An 18,056-nucleotide genomic window follows, 5' to 3' on the forward strand; every position below is an offset into this window, starting at 1 on the left:
AAATTATGAATAGGAGAAAGATATGTTTAATACTTGCAATTACTTTTGTATGTTCATGTTGTCCCCCCTTAGTATCTAAAGTATATGCACGGGACTATAATGGTGATTCAAGTTTATATTATGAGGGTATAGACAGTGGTATAGTTTTTCCAGATAAAAATTTGGATAAAGCTATAAGGGAGAAACTTAATAAAGTAAATGAGCCTATAACTATAAGTGACCTTTCAGGTATAACTAAACTTAGTATAAGAAATAAGGACATAAGAAGTTTAAGCGGACTTGAGAGGTTAAATAATCTAGAAAGTTTAGATTTAAGCTTTAATAAAATAGAAGATTTGACTCCTATAGCTAATTTAAAACAACTTAATACTTTATATCTATATGAAAATAAAATAGAAAACTTAACACCTCTTGCACATTTAAAACATCTTGAAAAATTAAATGCATCAAATAATGAAATTAAAAATATAGATCCACTAGCAGGAAGGGACTCCTTGAGAGAACTTACTTTAAGTAGCAATAAAATTGAAAATTTAGGAGCACTGTGGAGTTTAAATGGATTAAAGACTCTTATGCTAGATGATAATAAAATATCAGATGTAGTATATTTAAAGCATCTTTGTAATTTGCAAAGTTTGTACCTTTCTAAAAATAATATAAAGGATGTAACCCCTTTAAATAATTTGACAAACTTAACTAAGCTATATTTAGATCAAAATCCATTTAATGATGGTAAACCACTTTTAGAACTTAAAAATCTTAAAAGAATATCTTTAGATAAAGATAAGATTGACAATATAAAAGATTTTAATAACAGCAAATTTGAAGATTTAGTATGGCTTAAATATGACGGACAGGAAATAACTGATTTTGATAAATTAAATAATATAGTGGATGATGCCAATGTAGAAGTTACATTTAAAGATACTAATTTGGAAAAAGCAATTAGGGATAAAATAGATAAGCCTTCTGGAAGTCTTTATAAATATGATGTGGAGTTTATAAGCGATTTGGATTTGTTTGATAAAGGGATAAAGGACCTTTCTGGCATAGAAAATTTAGCAAGGCTGAAATCTTTAAATTTGAGTAAAGATGACATAGTAGACTTAAGCAATATAAAATATCTGGACAACTTGGAACAGTTGTACCTAAACGGAAGTAAAATTGAAAAACTAGACGATTTGGAAGATTTAACTAGCCTAAAGAAGCTGCAGGTATGTGGAGCAAAAATTTCAGATATAAGTCCTATTGAAAATTTGACAAAACTTGAAACCTTGAATTTAAGTGATAACGATATAACGGATATAGAAAGCCTTAAAGATCTTAAAAATTTGGAAAGTTTGGATTTGAGTAAAAATCATATTACAGATATAGATAGCTTAGAGAGTTTGGTAAATTTAACTTCCCTTTCATTAGATGAAAATAATATATCCAGTATAAATTGTACTGCTTTTATGCCTGAACTTGAAACACTGTCCATAAATAAAAATAAAGTAACTTCTTTGATTCCTTTAAAGAGCAATACAAAACTTACTAGGCTATTAGCAGATGAAAATAAACTCACAAGTTTAGAGGGTATAAATTCTACAGTTAAATTAAAAGAAATACGCGGCGACTCAAACAAAATAAAGGATATAAGCGCATTAGAGAAATTAAACGATTTACAACTTGTAAGTCTTATAAAAAATGAAATAAGTGATATAACATCACTTAAAAATGCAAAGAGCATTCAAAGTTTATACCTTTCAAATAACAAAATAAGTGACATAGTACCTCTTTCAGAAATGGACAATATGGTAAGATTGTATCTGGATAGTAATAAAATAAGTGATATAGCTCCACTTTCAAGCATGAAAAATCTAAAGACCTTGTACTTGAGCAAGAACGATATAACAAGTATATCAAAGCTTGGGAACCTTACAAAGCTTGAGACTTTGGATGTAGGAGATAACAGCATTTATGATATAAGTCCTATAAATAGCATGAGGTCACTTAAGAATTTGACTCTTACAAATACTGATGTACCTAAGTATATAATAAATTCAATATCTAAAGACATAGATGTAACGGATTAAGGCATTTGAAAGAAAATATCATAGCATACTGACTAGTTATTTCTTTGAAAATGCCTAAGTCCTATGTTTTTAAGAAGGAGGTAATTTTGTGGATAGAGATAAGATTAAAATTTCAATATGTGCTGCAGGAATAATAGCTTGTGTATATAGTACTTCAGCTTTAGCAGGTCCCACAAGAATAGAGGATACAAATGCTATATTTAATAAGGTATTTGGAACTAACATACAAAACACGAATAATATACAATTTAAAGATGAAAATTTAAATAAGGCTGTACGGGAAGCAATAAATAAACCTGAAGGAAATATCACTAAAAATAATGTATATGCTTTAACTAAACTTGATATAGAAGGCAAAGGAATAAAGGATATTTCGGGAATCGAGTATTTGGAAAATCTTAAAACTTTAGATTTGAGCAATAATGAAATAGAAGATATATCTTCTATTAAATACCTTAAGTATCTTGAAAAATTAAATCTATATAAAAATAAAATATCAGATTTAACTCCTCTTGAAAAGTTATATAAATTAGAGAGAATTGTTTTAAGAGATAACAAAATTAAGACTATAGAGCCTCTTTCAAAATTGAAAAATTTAAAGGAAATTGATTTATCAAAGAATCAGATAAATAATCCTAGCTATCTTAAAGATTTAAAGAAACTAAAAACAGTAAATCTAGAGAACAATGTTATAGAAGATGGAGAAAAAGTTAAGGATTTAACTAATGTTAGTACCCTTATTTTAAGTAAAAATAGTATTGATGATATAGAAGATTTAGAAGATTTAAAAAATGTAAATGTACTTTACCTTGATGAGAATCCGTTTACAGAAATAAGCCCCCTGAAGGATCTTCCAAATTTAAAAAAACTTAATTTGGACAAGGATAAAATAAGTGACTTAAAGGAGCTAAAAAAATTTAAAAAATTGCAGTGGGTAAAATACAGAAACAAAGAAATTTATAGTATGGACAATTTAAATGAGTTAGTAGAAGATCCAAATGTAGTAGTAACCTTTAAAGATGCTAGTTTAGAAAGAGAAATTAGAAATAAAATTGAAAAAACTGAAGGAGATATTAAAAAGGGAGAACTTGACAATGTAGTAGAATTAAATCTTTGGGATAAAGGTATTACAGATCTTTCAGGAATAGAAAATTTAACAGATCTTAAAGTATTGAATATAGGTAAAAATAGAATATCTGATTTAACCCCTTTAAAGGATTTAGAAAGTTTACAAAATCTATATATTACAGATACTGATGTGAGTGCTTTAGATCCAATTAAAGATTTAACTAATCTTACTTGTATAGAAGCTACAGATACGAGTATTTCAAATATTTCTTGTATTAAAAATTTGGTTAACTTGAAAACCTTAAATTTAGGAAACACAAATGTATCTTCACTTTCAGGAATAGAAAATTTTTCAGATTTAGAGTCGCTGGATGTGGATAAAACTAAAGTTTCAGATTTATCTCCACTGAGTTATCTTTTAAATCTCACAGATTTGAATATAAATGAAGATAAAGTAAGTGATCTCAGTCCAATTTCAAAACTTAAGGATTTGGAAAGATTATCTGCAAATAAAACTAGTATAAGTACTTTTGAATCCCTAAATAATCTTACAAAGTTAAAGTGGATTACTGTTTGTGACAGTAATAATCTTACAACTATTAGTGGACTTGAAAATTTAACTGAACTTAAGGAACTAAGATTAGATAATGATAGTATAAAAAATATAGGTGTTTTATCAAATTTGAAAAGTTTAGAGACTTTGAGCTTAAAGTCAAATTATATAAGTGATATAAGTCCTCTTTCTAATCTAATTTATATGAAAAACTTATACTTATATGGTAACAACATAAGTAATATAAATTGTCTTGAAAATATGAAATATCTTATGAGGTTATATATCGATAAAAACAGTATAGGTACCATAAGTGAAGTTAGAGGAATGAAGGATCTGAAAACTTTATCTTTTGGAAATAATTTAGTTTCGGATTTGTCTCCTGTATCATCTCTTTATAATTTAGAGAGTATTGATGCTAGTGATAATTATATATCTGATATAAGTGCAGTTAACTCTTTAGATAAATTAAAAGATCTTATAATAACTAATGACAAGGTTCCTGAAGGCCAAATTAATGCCCTATCCTCCCGAGTGACAGTAAGTAAATAAGATAAATTTCAATGGAAGTAAATGTTCAATAATGATATAATTATTTCATTAATTATAGAGTTTCTAGCTTGAAAGTTGAATTATTCTCCGAATATTTTTACAACCTTCAGTCCGTTAAATATTTTGATAAGTGTAAGTAAAAAATATTTAAATGTGCTTCATTATTGTAAAAATATCTCTGCGAATAAGTTCAAGCTTCAATTACAACCTATAATAATTTTGGGAGGATTACTATATGAAAAGTAACTCAATGAGAAAATTAGATATGAGATTATATGCAAAAAATTTATTTGTGGTATTTTGGACTGTATTTTTTTTACTTGGCTTTTCATTTACGGCAGCGGCAGCGGACTCGTCACAAGTACTAAATGAAGTGAAAAACGATATTAAAACTTATTATGTAGGCAATATACCAGACGGGGTATTAAATGCATCTAGTATAGATGAAGCACTGAAAAAACTTAATGATCCATATACTGAGTATTTTTCTAAAGAAGAAGAAACAAATTTTTTAAATTCCATAAATAATAAAATCTATGGAATAGGCATATATATGTCTCAGGTTCCTTCAGGGATAAAAATAGATTCTGTAGTTGCAAATTCTCCAGCAGAAAGTGTGGGACTTAAGGAAGGGGATATTATAATTTCAGCGAATTCCCATTCACTTGCCAATATAACACTTGATCAAGCTTCTTCATATATTAAAGGAGACGAAAATACAAATGTTAATCTTGTAATTCAAAGGCAGGACAGGGTATTAAGCTTTTCTGTAAAAAGGGGAGAGGTAAGTATCCCAATAGTAGATGGAAAAATGTTGGATAGTAATACTGCATATATTCACATAGCATCTTTTGGAGAAGACACATCACAAAAGTTTAATGAAAAGTTAAAAGAGCTTCAAGCAAATAAGCCTGCAAGGTACATAATAGACCTGAGAGATAATGGTGGAGGATATATGGATTCTGCCCTAAATGTAGCAGGAAATTTCATAGGAAAAAATTTAGCACTTATAGTTCAAAATAAAAGCGGTGAAAAAATAGGCTACCTGGCAGGAGAACAACAAAGTATGATAGACAAGCCTACTATATTTTTGGCAGATAAATATACTGCCAGTGCTTCTGAAATACTGTCTGCAGCAGTGAAGGACTATAAAAAAGCTTTTTTTATAGGAAATACTACTTATGGAAAAGGTGTGGCACAGCAGATGTTTGACCTTTCAGATGGAGGAGCATTGAAGTTAACTGTAGAAAAATTTTATTCACCTGCAGGTAATACAATACAAAAAGTAGGAATAAAACCTGATTTTGATACAGGTAATGAGAATTCTTTGGCAGTAGCGCAATTATTGTCAGGACAGTGTAAAGATGGAACAGACCAGCAAGGACTTCTAAAAGTTACAATAAATAATGAAAAATTTTATATAGATTTAAGTATTGCTAAAAATGAGGAATATTGGTCTGCTTTTAAGTATATAGTGAATAATATAGATAGATCACAAATTTGTATAGGCACTAAAGATGGATGGGAAAAGGTTCCGGAAGAATACTTTAGCAATATATATAAGTTTTTTTATCCAGAAGATAAGGTTTTAGATACAATGCAGCAGGTGTCACAGGACAAAGCATTTACTGTAATTTTTAACAAAAAAATAAGCTCTGATATAAAGGATAAAATAAATATGGAAATTATAAATGGTACTACTGGTAAAAGGGTTGCTTTTAAAATAGGCAGCGTAGAAGACAACAAAGTAGTTATTGTGCCACAGGAAAAATTAGAAAAAGGAAAGACCTACTATATAAAGGTTAAAGACACTATAAAGCCAGTTACTGTTAAAAATTAATGAAAGGTGAAAAATGGAAACAACTCATAGACTTTCTTCATTTGAATATAAGGTAATAAAGAAGAATATAAAAAACATAACTATTAAAATTAATGAAAAAGGTGAAGTATATGTAATATCGCCTCTTAATGTTAGTTATCTATCCATAGAGGAGATAGTTAAGAATAAAATAGAATGGATACAAGAAAATATAAAAATTACAAAAAATAGAATTTACAATATGAAGTCCATGGGTTTGTTAGATGGGAAAAAACTTTTATGGATGGGCAATTTTTTAAAAATAGAAATGCAGCAGGCAGACATAAAAAAATGTTATGTAGAAATTGCAGAAGATAAAATTATAGTTTATGGCAAAGCTGTTTTATTAAAAAATGAAGAAAATATTAAAAAGAGCATATGCGAATTTTATAAACAAAGGGCTAAGGTGATTTTTAGAGAACGAGTGGATATTTATCACAAAAATCTAAATGTTTATCCAAAAAAAATAACAATTAGGTGTCAGAAGACTAGATGGGGAAGCTGTTCCTCTAACGGTAATATTAGTTTCAATTACAAAATATTAATGGCACCTATGGAAGTTATAGATTATGTAGTTGTGCATGAACTTTGCCACCTGGTATATATGGATCATTCTAGAGATTACTGGAGATTAGTAGAATCTATAATTCCACAATACAAAAACAGAAGGAAATGGCTTAAATGTAATGGATATATGCTTAATTTTCCAGAAAAATACATATGAATAGTAAGTAAACTTATAGACATTAGAAAAATAATAAAGTAAAATTAAGTAAGTAATTTTAATTGTGAAAGGAAAATAATATGAAATTTTATTTTTTACTTTTGATTGCAGTGGCACTTTCTTTAGATGCCTTTGGTGTCTCACTGTGTGTGGGATTGAATGGCGCAGTGGAGAAAAGAAATAAGTTTCAACTTTCTTTTTCATGTGGATTTTTTCAGTTTTTTTTTGCTATATGCGGTGCTTATGCAGGCTTTTTATTTAATACATATATTGCATCTGTTCCCCAGGTAATTGGAGGAGCATTAGTATCTATAGTAGGCATCTTTATGGTTAAAGAAGGTTTGGGGAGTAAAGGAGAATGCATACTCATTAAACCAGGAATGATTCTAGTGCTTGGAGTTTCAGTAAGTATTGATGCAATGGTAATAGGATTTACAACTTTAAATAATATAGCAAATAGGATAGATCTACTTATTAGCACTGTGTTTATAGGATTAATTACCTTCATTATGTGTTTATTTGCTTTTTTTATTTCGAAGTACCTCCAGAAAATACATATTGTAAGTAAATATGCAGATTATATAGGGGGAGTAATACTTATTATATTTGGTATTAAAATGATGTTTTTTAAGTGAAAATTTGGGGTGAATTTATGGATGTAGAAAAGTACTTGAGAAAACGTAGAATAAAAGTTACAAAAGCAAGATTAAATATTTTAGATATATTATCTAAGAGTGAGAATGCTATAACTGTTGATAATTTATTTGAAAAGTGTAGAGAAAGAAACATAAATGTAGATTTATCCACTATTTATAGATCCTTAGAATTGTTTGAAAATAAGAAAATTGTTAGAAAATTTGATTTGGGTGAAAATAAATATAGTTACGCTATAATGAGAAAAAAGCATAAACATATATTGGAGTGTAAAATATGTCATAAGGAAGTAGAAATAGACTGTCCTATGCAGCAAATAGAGGAAATTATAAAAAGCAAAACAGGCTTTGTATTTGAGGATGAAGAACTGGATTTTAAATTAAATGGAATATGTGCAGATTGTAGAAAGAGAAAAAGTAGTAAAAACTAAAGAGTTTTATTTTAAAGTTATCTGTGCAGGATATACTTTTTTTATTTTCCACACTCCTCGTGCGTTTTTTTGTATAAATACGGTATATTCTAGTTTTTCATGAGGCATTTTAGTAGACATACCAGAAACTTTAATAAATGCAACTGTTCCATTGGAAAAATACATATTTATATCACCCATGTTGCACAGCTTATATTTATTAAAGATGCCAGTAGTAAAATAGTTTTTAACTGCGTAGTTGATATCTCTGCACTTATAGGACACATATACTTTTTCCACTATTGTAACAGTGAGTAAAATACTTATAAATATAATAATAAATTTTTTCATAATTCTCCTCCATATAATGGAAATAATGCTTTCATTATTATAATATACAAATTTACAAAATAAGTAAATACATATTTTTATTTATCTAGAAAAATATTTTGTAGAGTTATGATTTATTTGAAGGCTAAGGCATTTTTAATTTTAAATTATTTAAATTTTTACGGTTGTATGGTATTATTTTATTAACAAACATTACAATGTAAAACTTTATTGGGGTGAAATTATGAGACTGGAATTTATAGATAGGGTTATGGAAGAAGATGTGCTTGGAAAGAGTATATTAACCTGTGAAGGACAAGTTTTATTACGAGCAGGAGTAAAGTTGAATAGTAACTATATAGATAAATTAAAAAAATTAGGTGTATTTTATGTATACGTCGAAGATGAAAGATTAGAAGATGTATATGTCGAAGATGAAAAATTGTCGCAACTTAAACAGTCCACTATGAAAAGTATGTCAAAAGTAATGGTAAATCTAAATAATTATGATGAAAAAGGATTAAGACATTCTTTAAAAACAGTAGAAGAAATGATTAATTACATAGTTGATGTTGGAGATGTTAATAAAAGCCTTTATGACATACAGACGTATGATAACTATACTTTTGTACACTCAATAGATACTTGTGTTATGGCTTCTTTTTTAGGAATTTCCGCAGGATACAATGAATTTGATATAAAGGAACTTGGTGTGGGAGCTATCCTACATGATGTAGGAAAGACAAAGGTGCCTATAGAGATATTGAATAAAAAAGGTAAGTTGACGGATGAAGAATTTGCTGAAATAAAAAAACATCCTGTATACGGTTCAAAAATCTTAAAAAAAACGGTTGGTACATACAGTCCTATAATTAAAATAGTTGAACAGCATCATGAGAGGGTTGATGGTAGAGGGTATCCTTATGGACTTACAAACAAACAGATAACAAATTTTGCAAAGATGGTTTGCATATGTGATGTATATGATGCTGTTAGTAACGATAGATGTTATAGAAAAAAGTTTCGCCCTAATGATGCTTATGAACTTATACTTTCAGGAAGTGGAAGTAGTTTTGACCAGGAAATAGTATCCTATTTCAAAAATACATTTGCTGTTTATCCACTTGGATGCTGCGTTAAGTTATCAAATGGAGTTAAGGGGTATGTTGTAAGGCAAAACAGAGGATTTCCGGATAGACCGGTGATAAGGGTATTACAAGATCCTGAAACTGGAGATAACATATCAGGTTATGAAGTCGATTTACTTAAAAATCTAAGTATAATCGTAGAAGAAATAGTATAAATGGAATTAAGTTGAGAAAAATAAGTTACACAGTGTGTTATAGATATCAAAATATTTATGATAATATACTGTGTATTCGTTTTTTTGAGGAGAAAAATATGAGTTCATATATTGATAATTTAATAGACAAGTTATGCAAAAACTATAATTTTAATATTATAGAGCTAGAAGGTATAAATGGAACATGCAGTAAATGGGCGTTATGCAGAGAGCAAAATTCTATTATGCAGGTAGTTTTCTTTTCTAGGGTGGAAAGTTATAGAAATATAAATGCTGAAGATATAAAGTTACGTTTAAAGAAACTGTTTGACAGTAAAAGTGTAAGACTTGTACAAATAGTGTTAGATAGGGAAGTACATGTCACAGTGGATGAAAATAATAATCCACAATGTGGATTAATTTTTTTAAATCCTTATTTTAATCAAATAACTTTGTATACTCCTGATTTAGAGCAATTAGCTAAAGAAATATATAATTGTATGATTTATGTAAAACAAAGTACTTTAGCAAATAAGCAGTCAAAAAATATATATAAAATGAAAGACCTAATTGTAACGTGGATCATAATAGCTTTAAATGTTGCTGTATATACGGTAACTGCATACCTTTCTGGAAATATATTTGACAGTAATATAAATGTACTTGTATTTATGGGAGCTAAGGTTAACTCACTTATAGCTTCAGGTGAGTATTATAGACTTTTTACTTGTATGTTTTTACATGCTGGAATAGTTCATTTAGGAGTAAATATGTATTCACTTTATATAATGGGTTCTTTTGTTGAGAAAGTGTATGGTAAAGTTAAATACATAGTGATGTACCTTATATCAGGTTTAGTTTCCTCGGTATTTAGTTTTATGTTTTCGTCATCTATTTCAGTAGGAGCGTCAGGAGCAATATTTGGACTTTTAGGTGCGGCATTGGTATTTGCTATAAAAATGAAACATAAAATTGGTAAGGAATTTTTAATGAATGTAATATCTATAATTGTGGTAAACCTTATAATAGGATTTTCTATAGCAAATGTAGATAATTTTGGACACTTAGGAGGGCTTGTAGGAGGAGTAGTCATAACATATTTATTGGGCAATGTAAAAAACATCGCCCAATAAATAGCTTTTACAGTTTAAGCAAATTGCAAAGCAATATTTTTAATTAATAGTTAAGAATGAAGAATTAATAGTTAATGTGGATTTTTTTCCGTTACACTACAAAAAATCTTTGATTAAGCTTTTCACCACTTGTTTCACTAAAGTGAAACATCGCTGATTTATATAAATTTAAAGATTTTTTGCGACAGCTAAAAATCATCCTTTACTATTAATTCTTCGTTATTAATTCTTAACTTGTGAAGCGTTGCTTCGTAAATTTTAATTATTAATTGAAAATTTTGTATGTGCGAAAGGTGAGTAATTGCTAAATAAATAAATCTTTTAAGTCATTTGAAAATAAGGTTTCTTTTTCCATAAGCAACTGAACTGTGGCTTTAAGGCAGTGTCTATTTTCAATAAGAATATTTTTTACATCATTATATATTGAATCTGTAAGACACTTACACTCTTTGATAATCTCATTTTGATTTATATTTAAATCTGATAGCTCCCTCATATTTAAAAGACCTAAAGTGCTTCCCATTCCATACTGAGTTACCATTTTAAAGGCTATGTTTGTGCTATGCTGAAGATCATTATAGGCACCTGTGGTTACGTAATCTGCTCCAAAGATAACTTCTTCAGCAGCTCTTCCACCTAAAAGTACCATTATTCTTTTACGTAGGTAATCTTTATTTTGATAGAGCTTGTCCTCAGGTATACTTAATGTATAACCTCCAGCTCCCTTAGTACTTGGAATGATTGTTATTTTAGAAATCTTTTCATTTGGAAGTACTTTTGAGGATACTAGAGCATGGCCTACTTCATGGTAAGCAGTTATTCTTTTATCTATATCTTTTATATAATCCCTATCTTTTTTCTCATACCCTGTTAGTACTATGGAAAAAGCTTTATCAATGTGCTTGTTTTCTATATAAGTACTATCTTCTTTACAGGCGAGTATTGCAGCTTCATTTATTAAGCTCTCAATTTTTGCACCTGAAAAGTAAGAAGTTTTTTGAGCCCACTCATGTACATCTATATTGTCTACAGGTTTGTTTTTTAAGTGGAGAGATATAATTTTTTCCCTTGAAGAAACGTCAGGAAGAGTTACTTCTATATGTCTATCAAATCTTCCAGGTCTTAAAAGGGCAGGATCTAGCATATCTAACCTATTGGTGGCAGCTATTATTACAATTCCCTCTTTTTCATTAAATCCAGACATTTCTGTAAGCAGAGCATTTAAAGTTTGATCTCTTTCATCAGAGCCTCCGGTACTTCCTGAGCCATCTCTTTTTTTACCTATAGCGTCTATTTCATCTATAAAGATAACCGCTTTTCCAGATTTATTGCTTTTAGCTTTTTTAAATAGCTGTCTTATACGGCTGGCACCTACACCTACATATACTTGTACAAAATCAGAGCCTGAAACAGCATAAAATGGGACTTCTGCTTCACCTGCAATGGCTCTTGCAAGGAGAGTTTTTCCGGTTCCTGGCTCACCGAATAATAAAATCCCTTTTGGCATTCTTGCACCATAAGACGCATATTTTTTAGGGTTCTTTAAGAAATCAACTATATCCTGGACACTCTCTTTAGCTTCCTCATTTCCCGCTACACTTTTAAAATTACAATTAGAATCTTCTATGGCAGAAGCATCTAAGGAATCGAGAGATACTATTTTTTTAGAAGATTTGTTAGAAAACTTAAGTGCCATAAAAACAGCTGTCATAATGGAAATTATAAGTATAGCAGTAGGATAAGCTTGCCTGTTATTTACAGTATATTGCTCAGATACACTTATTCCATCGTTTAAAAGTACTTCTTTAGCATTAGGGGTTCTAGGATTATCCGTATCATATATGCTTCCGTTTTTTAATTTTACTCTTATTTGGGAGGAATCTGTCATATACACTGTTGAAACTATTTTCTTTGATACATCTTTTTGAAACGAAATATATGACTTATAGGGTACAGAGCTGTTACTATAATTCATAAATAGTAACATGCAAAGAGATAAAATAAAGGTTAAAATAGGAATTATTATAAACTTATTTTTTATCTTTTTCATTTAAGTTCTCCTTTCTTGAGATAGATTATTTACAGTGATTTATATGAATTAACTTAAAATTATAAGTTCTATAGTCGAATTTTGTAAAAACAAACGAAACTTTATAAAATCATATAATGATATTATAATATTTTTATAAATTAGTCTAATTAAAATCATAAATTTTGCTAAAGTAATTTATGGAACTAGTATGGGAATTTTAGAATTGTTTATTGCAGAAAATTTAATTTACTGTATACTTTATAATAAGAAGTTTGTAAATTTAGGGAGGAGATTTATATATGAAAGTGTCCTTTGGAAAAGCAATTTTGACAGAACAAGACATACTTGGTATAGTTCATGAGTATGTGAATATAGAAGGACTTAATATAGAAAAGATAAGTATAAATGAAATAATAACAATAGAAGGGACATATAAGAGCAAAATATCTGTTAATTTTCAAGTTAAGATGGGAATAGGAAATATAAATAACAATATAATAAATTTAAAAATATTTGATGTACATGTGTATAAGTTTAGGGTATTTAAGAATGTAAAAAATATTGTCCTTAAGAAATTATTAGATAACTTTTCTCCTTATGGGGTAGAGGTGGACAGAGATACAGTAAGAGTGGATTTAAATCTGGCAGTAAAGCTGATACCTTACTTTAATCTTAAATTAAAAAAAGTAGAAATACTTCCTAGAGCACTAGAGGTAGAAGCAGAAGATATAAGATATGAGGAAAAAAAGAAATTTCCAAACATAGAGAAAAAGAAAAGAAGTATACTTATTCTAGATAAGTATCATAAGTTTAGAAAAAAAGTTGTAAGTAAGGTGCCGCAAAAATATGAAAAAATCGTAGAGTATGGGATGCTTGTACCGGATATTATAATGTTATTTATAAGATTATTTAAGGACAAAAGGGTTAAAATAAAGGTTAAGATTATGCTGTCAGGCGTAATAGCTTACCTTGCAAGTCCTATAGATATAATACCTGATTTTATACCTTTTGTTGGGAAAATAGATGATGTTGCTCTGGCGTTTTTTGCACTTAATACTATAATAGATGAAATACCAGAAGAAATCATAATTGAAAATTGGCAGGGTAAGGAAAATATAATTCTGGTTACAAGAGAAGCAGTACAATATATTACAAAAATAATTGGAAGTGCAAATGTTTCTAAGGTTTTAAATCAGCTAAGCAATGTATTCAAATCATCTGAAAGAAAAGAAAAAGAGGGGAGAAGTGTTACATAAGGGATTGATATAACACGTAAATTGATATGGTTAAAAAAGTATATGCTATAAAAGAAGGATATGATTTTGAAAAAAATGAAAAGGTTCAAAATATTATAGTAAACACCTGGGGAGAATGTCTAAAACGTGTAAAAGGTGTTAAAGGTGCTACATATAAGAGTTTTAAGGATACAAATTCAGCTTTGGAATATTTAAAAGGAGAGGATAAGATTTTAAAAAAGTCTGAGGGCAACTATCCTAAAGATTGTTTACATGTATATGTGGATGGAAGTTATAACATTTCAACGGAGATGTATTCTTATGCATTGGTGGCAGTTAAAGGTAATGTAGTTTATTATATAGAAAGCGATTCACATTCTTGTGAAGAAGGTAAGAATATAAGGCAAATATCTGGAGAATTAAAAGCAGCTGTTAGAGGAGTACAATATGCTTTGTCTAAGGGAGAGAAAAAAGTCGTTTTGTTCCACGACTATGAAGGAACCTGCAAGCACGCCCTTGGGCTATGGGAGAGAAAAGAAGCCTCATCTATAAAATATTACGAAGAAATGAGCGAGCTTATGAAAAACATTGAGGTTATATTTGTTAAAGTAGATAGTCATACTGGGGATTTGTTTAATGAATTGGCAGATGAAAAGTGCAAGGAAAAGTTACAAATAGAATCAAAAAAAAGTGTTCAAAAATGGTTAATGAATAATGAGATAAAGACAGCTAATGATGAGGTAAAGAATGAGATATTAAAAATTGCACCTAAAGGTGAAAAAAATATAAAGGTTATTGATATATGAAAATGTAAAAATTAAGCTGTTTAAAAAAAATAAATTTGCATAATCTATCTAAAGAACATAAAAAATCATAGTTCTGTAAAAGAAAAAGCATTTTTTAAAGAGAGGAGTGTAATAAAATGCGTGGAAAGTTTGTAGCAGGTGCAGTAATTGGTGCAGCAGTAGGAATGATGGTAGTACCAGAATTAGATAGATCTAAAAAGAGAATGATAAGAAAAACTTCTAGATACTTAAGAAATACTGCAGGAAATATGTACGGTGGAGTTATGAATTGGATGAGATAGTATAGAATCCTAATAAGTACAATGTAAAATGTACGCTTTTAATAATAAAGATGTGCATTTTACATTGTTTTTTTATTAATTTAGACTATATTGTTTAGGTTTGTGGCAATATGCTTTTATTTTTTAAAGTTTTCATATTATAATTAAAAATATGTTATAATGATACTAATATAGGATAATATTTTAATATGGTTTAAAAATTATCCTAAACAAAAATCTTCACATTACATATAACTTTAATTATATGTAATATTTAGATATTGTTATCCCAAGGTGTAGCTTTTATTTTTTATATATTGAAAAAAATGTAACATATTGGAACAAGTAGGCATGAAACAAAAATTGTGATTAATAAAGGAAGAGTGAATGATGGAAATACTTTCTTTAGGAGAAAAAATAAAGAGAAGAAGAAAAGAACTCAATATGACTTTAAAAGATTTGGCAGGGGATAGAATTACACCTGGACAAATAAGTTTGGTGGAATCAGGAAAGTCAAATCCTAGTATGGATTTGTTGGAATACTTAGCAGGTGAATTGAATACTTCCATTGAGTATTTAATGGAGTCAGAAGAAACTCAAGCACAAAAAATATGTACTTATTTTGAAAATATAGCCGAATCTTATATAATAAGTGGAAATTTGAGTCAATCGGAAAAGTATATAGAAGAGGCTATATATTATTCAGAAAAGTATTCCTTACAATATGAAAAAGCAAAGAATTTATATTTAAAGGGGACAATCTATACAGCGAGAAAAGAATATCCTATTGCTCAACAGCTTTTATTGTCTGCTAATGTTGTTTTTATAAAAAATAATAAATATGAAGAAATTATAAAAACTTTTATAAGTTTGGGGAAGATTACAATAAGCATGAAATCATATCATGCTTCCAGCAGTTATTTGCAGCAGGCGGAGAATGTATATAAGGAAAATAATATAGGAAATGATTTCTTGCTTGGACAAATATATTATTATACAGCTTGTATAAATTTTAAATTAGAAAATATGGAGGAAGCGATAAACTATTCTTATCTGGCAAATGAGAAGTTTAGGCAGATAGATAATAAGGAAGAATATGCTAAAAGCTTATTTTTACTTGCAGAAGAGTATAATAAAAAGGGAGATATAAATAATGCAATAAAGTATTCTAAAAAAACATTAAATGTATACAGAAAATTAGAAGATGTAATAAATACTGCAAGAATTGAAAATAATCTAGGTAAACTTTTTGGAGAGTTTAATAATATTGAAGAATCATTTATACATTTAAATAAAGCAAAAGAGCTGCGAATGAAATGTAAAGATGGCAAAATTGTGGACACACTTATAAATATATGTGAAAATTATATAAAATTAAAGGATATTATAAATTCAAAGAAAGTTCTAGAAGAAATAAGGGACAAGATAGACGAAAAAAATAATAAATCATTAGTATATTATTACATGATGAAATTTAGAATAAATATGATTGAGTGTAATAAAAAAGAAGCAGAAAATACATTAATTGATGCATTGAATTTTGCGATAAAAATGAATTATACTAAAGAAGCTGCAGATATATCAATAAAACTTGGAAAATTCTATGAAGATAGCAAGATGGATAAGGAAGCAGCTAAGTATTTAAGTGAAGGTGTTGAAATTTTTAAAAGAATTGGAATATTAAAAGAGTATTAAATAAAATAGGTGATAATTATGGAGATACTTTCTACTGGAGAAAAAGTTAAAAGAGCACGCATATATAAGGGATATACTTTGAAGGAACTGTGTAATAGTAAGATATCAATTTCTAAAATGAGCTGCATTGAAAATGATAAAATAAAACCAGAAGATTGGATTTTAGAATTTTTATCAGACAAACTTGAAATTAGTTTTGAGTATCTGAAATTAGATATAAAAAATCAAATAATAAAAAATATAGATGATATTGAGAAAAAACAAGATAAAAAAAATTATGAAAAAAATTTAGTATATAATTTTAAATTTGCTGAACGGTATAACTATGATAATATATGTTTTAGGATAATACATCTCTTATTTAACTATTATCTAGAAAAAAGTGAATTAGAAAAGTTGTATAATATAATTGTAAAGTATTATGAATATTTACAAAAAAATTTTTCTAAAGAAAAAGCAATCCTGTATTATATGGATGTTGGCAAATATTTTTTTAAAACAAAAGAATTTTCACAGGCTATAAATTATTATGATAATGTGTTAGACATTGCAGCAGAAACTGGTAGTAATGAATTACTAGGAAAAATTACATATAATAAAATAATTTGTTTTATTGCTCTTAATGATTATGAAAAGGCTTATGAATTGTCTGATACGATTACAAAATTTATAAACATGATAGATGGAGACATAAAAAAAGCAAAAGTTTATCATATTTTAGCAATACTTTCTTTAAAAAATGATACTGAAAAATTCAAAGTATATGAAAAAAAGGCAAATGAATTTTATAAAGATAATTTAAAAGATAAATCCACATCTATGGTTGAATATGCTGAAGTTATGTTTACTTTAAATATGAGTGAGAAGGCAGTATTTTATATAAATGAAGCATTGAAAATACATCCTAAAGAGCATGCAGAGGAATTTGCTAATTTTGTAATCAAAATAGTAGGTATTTTGATAAAAAATCAAATTTGGGATATAGTTGAAAGTATATGTAATATAGCTTTAGATTGTTCTATAAAGTTAAATGATATAGTTCTTATAGAAAGAGCATACTATTATAAAGCGTTGATATTTATAAAAAAAGGTCAGTTAGCTGAAGGGGAAATGTATATGAATCTTTCACTGGATGCTCTATCGAAATTTCAAACAAATATCTGCATGTATGAAAGATATATGGAAATAGGATGTATGTATTATGATATGAAAAAGGTTCAGGAGGCTCTTAAATATTTTAATATTGCCATTGATTTAAAACAAAAATATAATTTTTTATAGGTTTACTTATAAAACTGAAAAAATTATATTTTCTTGTTTAATAAACAGAGTTCTAGGCATCAGGTGGAGTTTTAACTACCTGATGCTTAGAACTCATTATCCAGGGGCA

Annotated in this window: 14 protein-coding genes and 1 pseudogene; 13 read left to right on the forward strand and 2 right to left on the reverse strand. The window is 28.2% G+C overall.

Translation table 11 applies throughout. From position 1 onward, the window contains the following. Positions 1 to 5: 5 nt before the first annotated feature. The 6 genes from B5S50_RS14120 to B5S50_RS14145 all read left to right on the forward strand — a co-directional run bounded on the left by B5S50_RS14120 (position 6) and on the right by B5S50_RS14145 (position 7,914). Positions 6 to 2,075: a leucine-rich repeat domain-containing protein gene (locus B5S50_RS14120; RefSeq protein ID WP_065077116.1), complete on the forward strand. Its 2,070-nt coding sequence runs from the start codon at positions 6 to 8 to the stop codon at positions 2,073 to 2,075. Between the two features lie 88 nt (positions 2,076 to 2,163). After that, on the forward strand, positions 2,164 to 4,248 hold the full coding sequence (locus B5S50_RS14125) for a leucine-rich repeat domain-containing protein (RefSeq protein WP_065077117.1): 2,085 nt from the start codon (positions 2,164 to 2,166) through the stop codon (positions 4,246 to 4,248). Between the two features lie 235 nt (positions 4,249 to 4,483). Further along, the gene (locus B5S50_RS14130) at positions 4,484 to 6,088 is read left to right on the forward strand and encodes a S41 family peptidase (protein ID WP_065077118.1); all 1,605 of its coding nucleotides are present in this window, start codon (positions 4,484 to 4,486) and stop codon (positions 6,086 to 6,088) included. 13 nt (positions 6,089 to 6,101) lie between these two features. Further along, a complete protein-coding gene (locus tag B5S50_RS14135) occupies positions 6,102 to 6,830 on the forward strand; it encodes a M48 family metallopeptidase (RefSeq protein ID WP_217302162.1) in 729 nt (242 codons plus the stop codon). An 80-nt stretch (positions 6,831 to 6,910) separates the two neighbouring features. Then, complete coding sequence (locus B5S50_RS14140; RefSeq protein WP_013237288.1) at positions 6,911 to 7,465, forward strand: manganese efflux pump; 555 nt, start codon at positions 6,911 to 6,913, stop codon at positions 7,463 to 7,465. A 17-nt stretch (positions 7,466 to 7,482) separates the two neighbouring features. Beyond that, complete coding sequence (locus B5S50_RS14145; protein ID WP_013237289.1) at positions 7,483 to 7,914, forward strand: Fur family transcriptional regulator; 432 nt, start codon at positions 7,483 to 7,485, stop codon at positions 7,912 to 7,914. A 6-nt stretch (positions 7,915 to 7,920) separates the two neighbouring features. Here the strand turns inward: B5S50_RS14145 and B5S50_RS14150 are convergent, their stop codons facing one another. Then, complete coding sequence (locus tag B5S50_RS14150) at positions 7,921 to 8,244, reverse strand: hypothetical protein (protein WP_013237290.1); 324 nt, start codon at positions 8,242 to 8,244, stop codon at positions 7,921 to 7,923. A gap of 223 nt (positions 8,245 to 8,467) precedes the next feature. Between B5S50_RS14150 and B5S50_RS14155 the strand changes: the two genes are divergently transcribed. After that, positions 8,468 to 9,526 (forward strand): HD-GYP domain-containing protein, encoded by a 1,059-nt coding sequence (locus B5S50_RS14155; protein ID WP_013237291.1) that lies wholly within the window; start codon positions 8,468 to 8,470, stop codon positions 9,524 to 9,526. A gap of 98 nt (positions 9,527 to 9,624) precedes the next feature. Next, positions 9,625 to 10,638, forward strand: coding sequence for a rhomboid family intramembrane serine protease (locus tag B5S50_RS14160; RefSeq protein WP_217302163.1), 1,014 nt, complete (start codon positions 9,625 to 9,627; stop codon positions 10,636 to 10,638). A 304-nt stretch (positions 10,639 to 10,942) separates the two neighbouring features. On the opposite strand, the gene B5S50_RS14165 is transcribed toward B5S50_RS14160, so the two are convergent. Beyond that, entirely contained in the window at positions 10,943 to 12,688 is a 1,746-nt protein-coding gene (locus B5S50_RS14165; RefSeq protein ID WP_217302164.1) for an ATP-dependent metallopeptidase FtsH/Yme1/Tma family protein, read from the reverse strand. A 281-nt stretch (positions 12,689 to 12,969) separates the two neighbouring features. Between B5S50_RS14165 and B5S50_RS14170 the strand changes: the two genes are divergently transcribed. From B5S50_RS14170 to B5S50_RS14190, 5 genes and pseudogenes are all read left to right on the forward strand, one after another. Beyond that, positions 12,970 to 13,926 (forward strand): YkvA family protein, encoded by a 957-nt coding sequence (locus B5S50_RS14170; protein ID WP_122058661.1) that lies wholly within the window; start codon positions 12,970 to 12,972, stop codon positions 13,924 to 13,926. 26 nt (positions 13,927 to 13,952) lie between these two features. Continuing rightward, positions 13,953 to 14,702, forward strand: a pseudogene (locus tag B5S50_RS14175) (ribonuclease H family protein); the annotation flags it as partial. Between the two features lie 125 nt (positions 14,703 to 14,827). After that, the gene (locus B5S50_RS14180; protein ID WP_013237296.1) at positions 14,828 to 14,992 is read left to right on the forward strand and encodes a YtxH domain-containing protein; all 165 of its coding nucleotides are present in this window, start codon (positions 14,828 to 14,830) and stop codon (positions 14,990 to 14,992) included. A 369-nt stretch (positions 14,993 to 15,361) separates the two neighbouring features. Further along, on the forward strand, positions 15,362 to 16,666 hold the full coding sequence (locus tag B5S50_RS14185) for a helix-turn-helix transcriptional regulator (RefSeq protein ID WP_041705024.1): 1,305 nt from the start codon (positions 15,362 to 15,364) through the stop codon (positions 16,664 to 16,666). Positions 16,667 to 16,684: 18 nt separating this feature from the next. After that, positions 16,685 to 17,947, forward strand: a complete 1,263-nt coding sequence (locus B5S50_RS14190) for a helix-turn-helix domain-containing protein (protein WP_013237298.1) — start codon at positions 16,685 to 16,687, stop codon at positions 17,945 to 17,947. Positions 17,948 to 18,056 lie beyond the last annotated feature (109 nt).

It is taken from the genome of Clostridium sp. 001 (assembly GCF_019056555.1).
Taxonomy (GTDB): Bacteria; Bacillota; Clostridia; order Clostridiales; family Clostridiaceae; genus Clostridium_B; species Clostridium_B ragsdalei.

Bases quoted from the DNA above. Each gene is read 5' to 3' on its own strand.
- B5S50_RS14120 (WP_065077116.1), top strand. From the start codon at position 6: ATGAATAGGAGAAAGATATGTTTAATACTTGCAATTACTTTTGTATGT.
- B5S50_RS14130 (WP_065077118.1), top strand. From the start codon at position 4,484: ATGAAAAGTAACTCAATGAGAAAATTAGATATGAGATTATATGCAAAA.
- B5S50_RS14135 (WP_217302162.1), top strand. From the start codon at position 6,102: ATGGAAACAACTCATAGACTTTCTTCATTTGAATATAAGGTAATAAAG.
- B5S50_RS14140 (WP_013237288.1), top strand. From the start codon at position 6,911: ATGAAATTTTATTTTTTACTTTTGATTGCAGTGGCACTTTCTTTAGAT.
- B5S50_RS14145 (WP_013237289.1), top strand. From the start codon at position 7,483: ATGGATGTAGAAAAGTACTTGAGAAAACGTAGAATAAAAGTTACAAAA.
- B5S50_RS14150 (WP_013237290.1), bottom strand. From the start codon at position 8,244: ATGAAAAAATTTATTATTATATTTATAAGTATTTTACTCACTGTTACA.
- B5S50_RS14155 (WP_013237291.1), top strand. From the start codon at position 8,468: ATGAGACTGGAATTTATAGATAGGGTTATGGAAGAAGATGTGCTTGGA.
- B5S50_RS14160 (WP_217302163.1), top strand. From the start codon at position 9,625: ATGAGTTCATATATTGATAATTTAATAGACAAGTTATGCAAAAACTAT.
- B5S50_RS14165 (WP_217302164.1), bottom strand. From the start codon at position 12,688: ATGAAAAAGATAAAAAATAAGTTTATAATAATTCCTATTTTAACCTTT.
- B5S50_RS14170 (WP_122058661.1), top strand. From the start codon at position 12,970: ATGAAAGTGTCCTTTGGAAAAGCAATTTTGACAGAACAAGACATACTT.
- B5S50_RS14180 (WP_013237296.1), top strand. From the start codon at position 14,828: ATGCGTGGAAAGTTTGTAGCAGGTGCAGTAATTGGTGCAGCAGTAGGA.
- B5S50_RS14185 (WP_041705024.1), top strand. From the start codon at position 15,362: ATGGAAATACTTTCTTTAGGAGAAAAAATAAAGAGAAGAAGAAAAGAA.
- B5S50_RS14190 (WP_013237298.1), top strand. From the start codon at position 16,685: ATGGAGATACTTTCTACTGGAGAAAAAGTTAAAAGAGCACGCATATAT.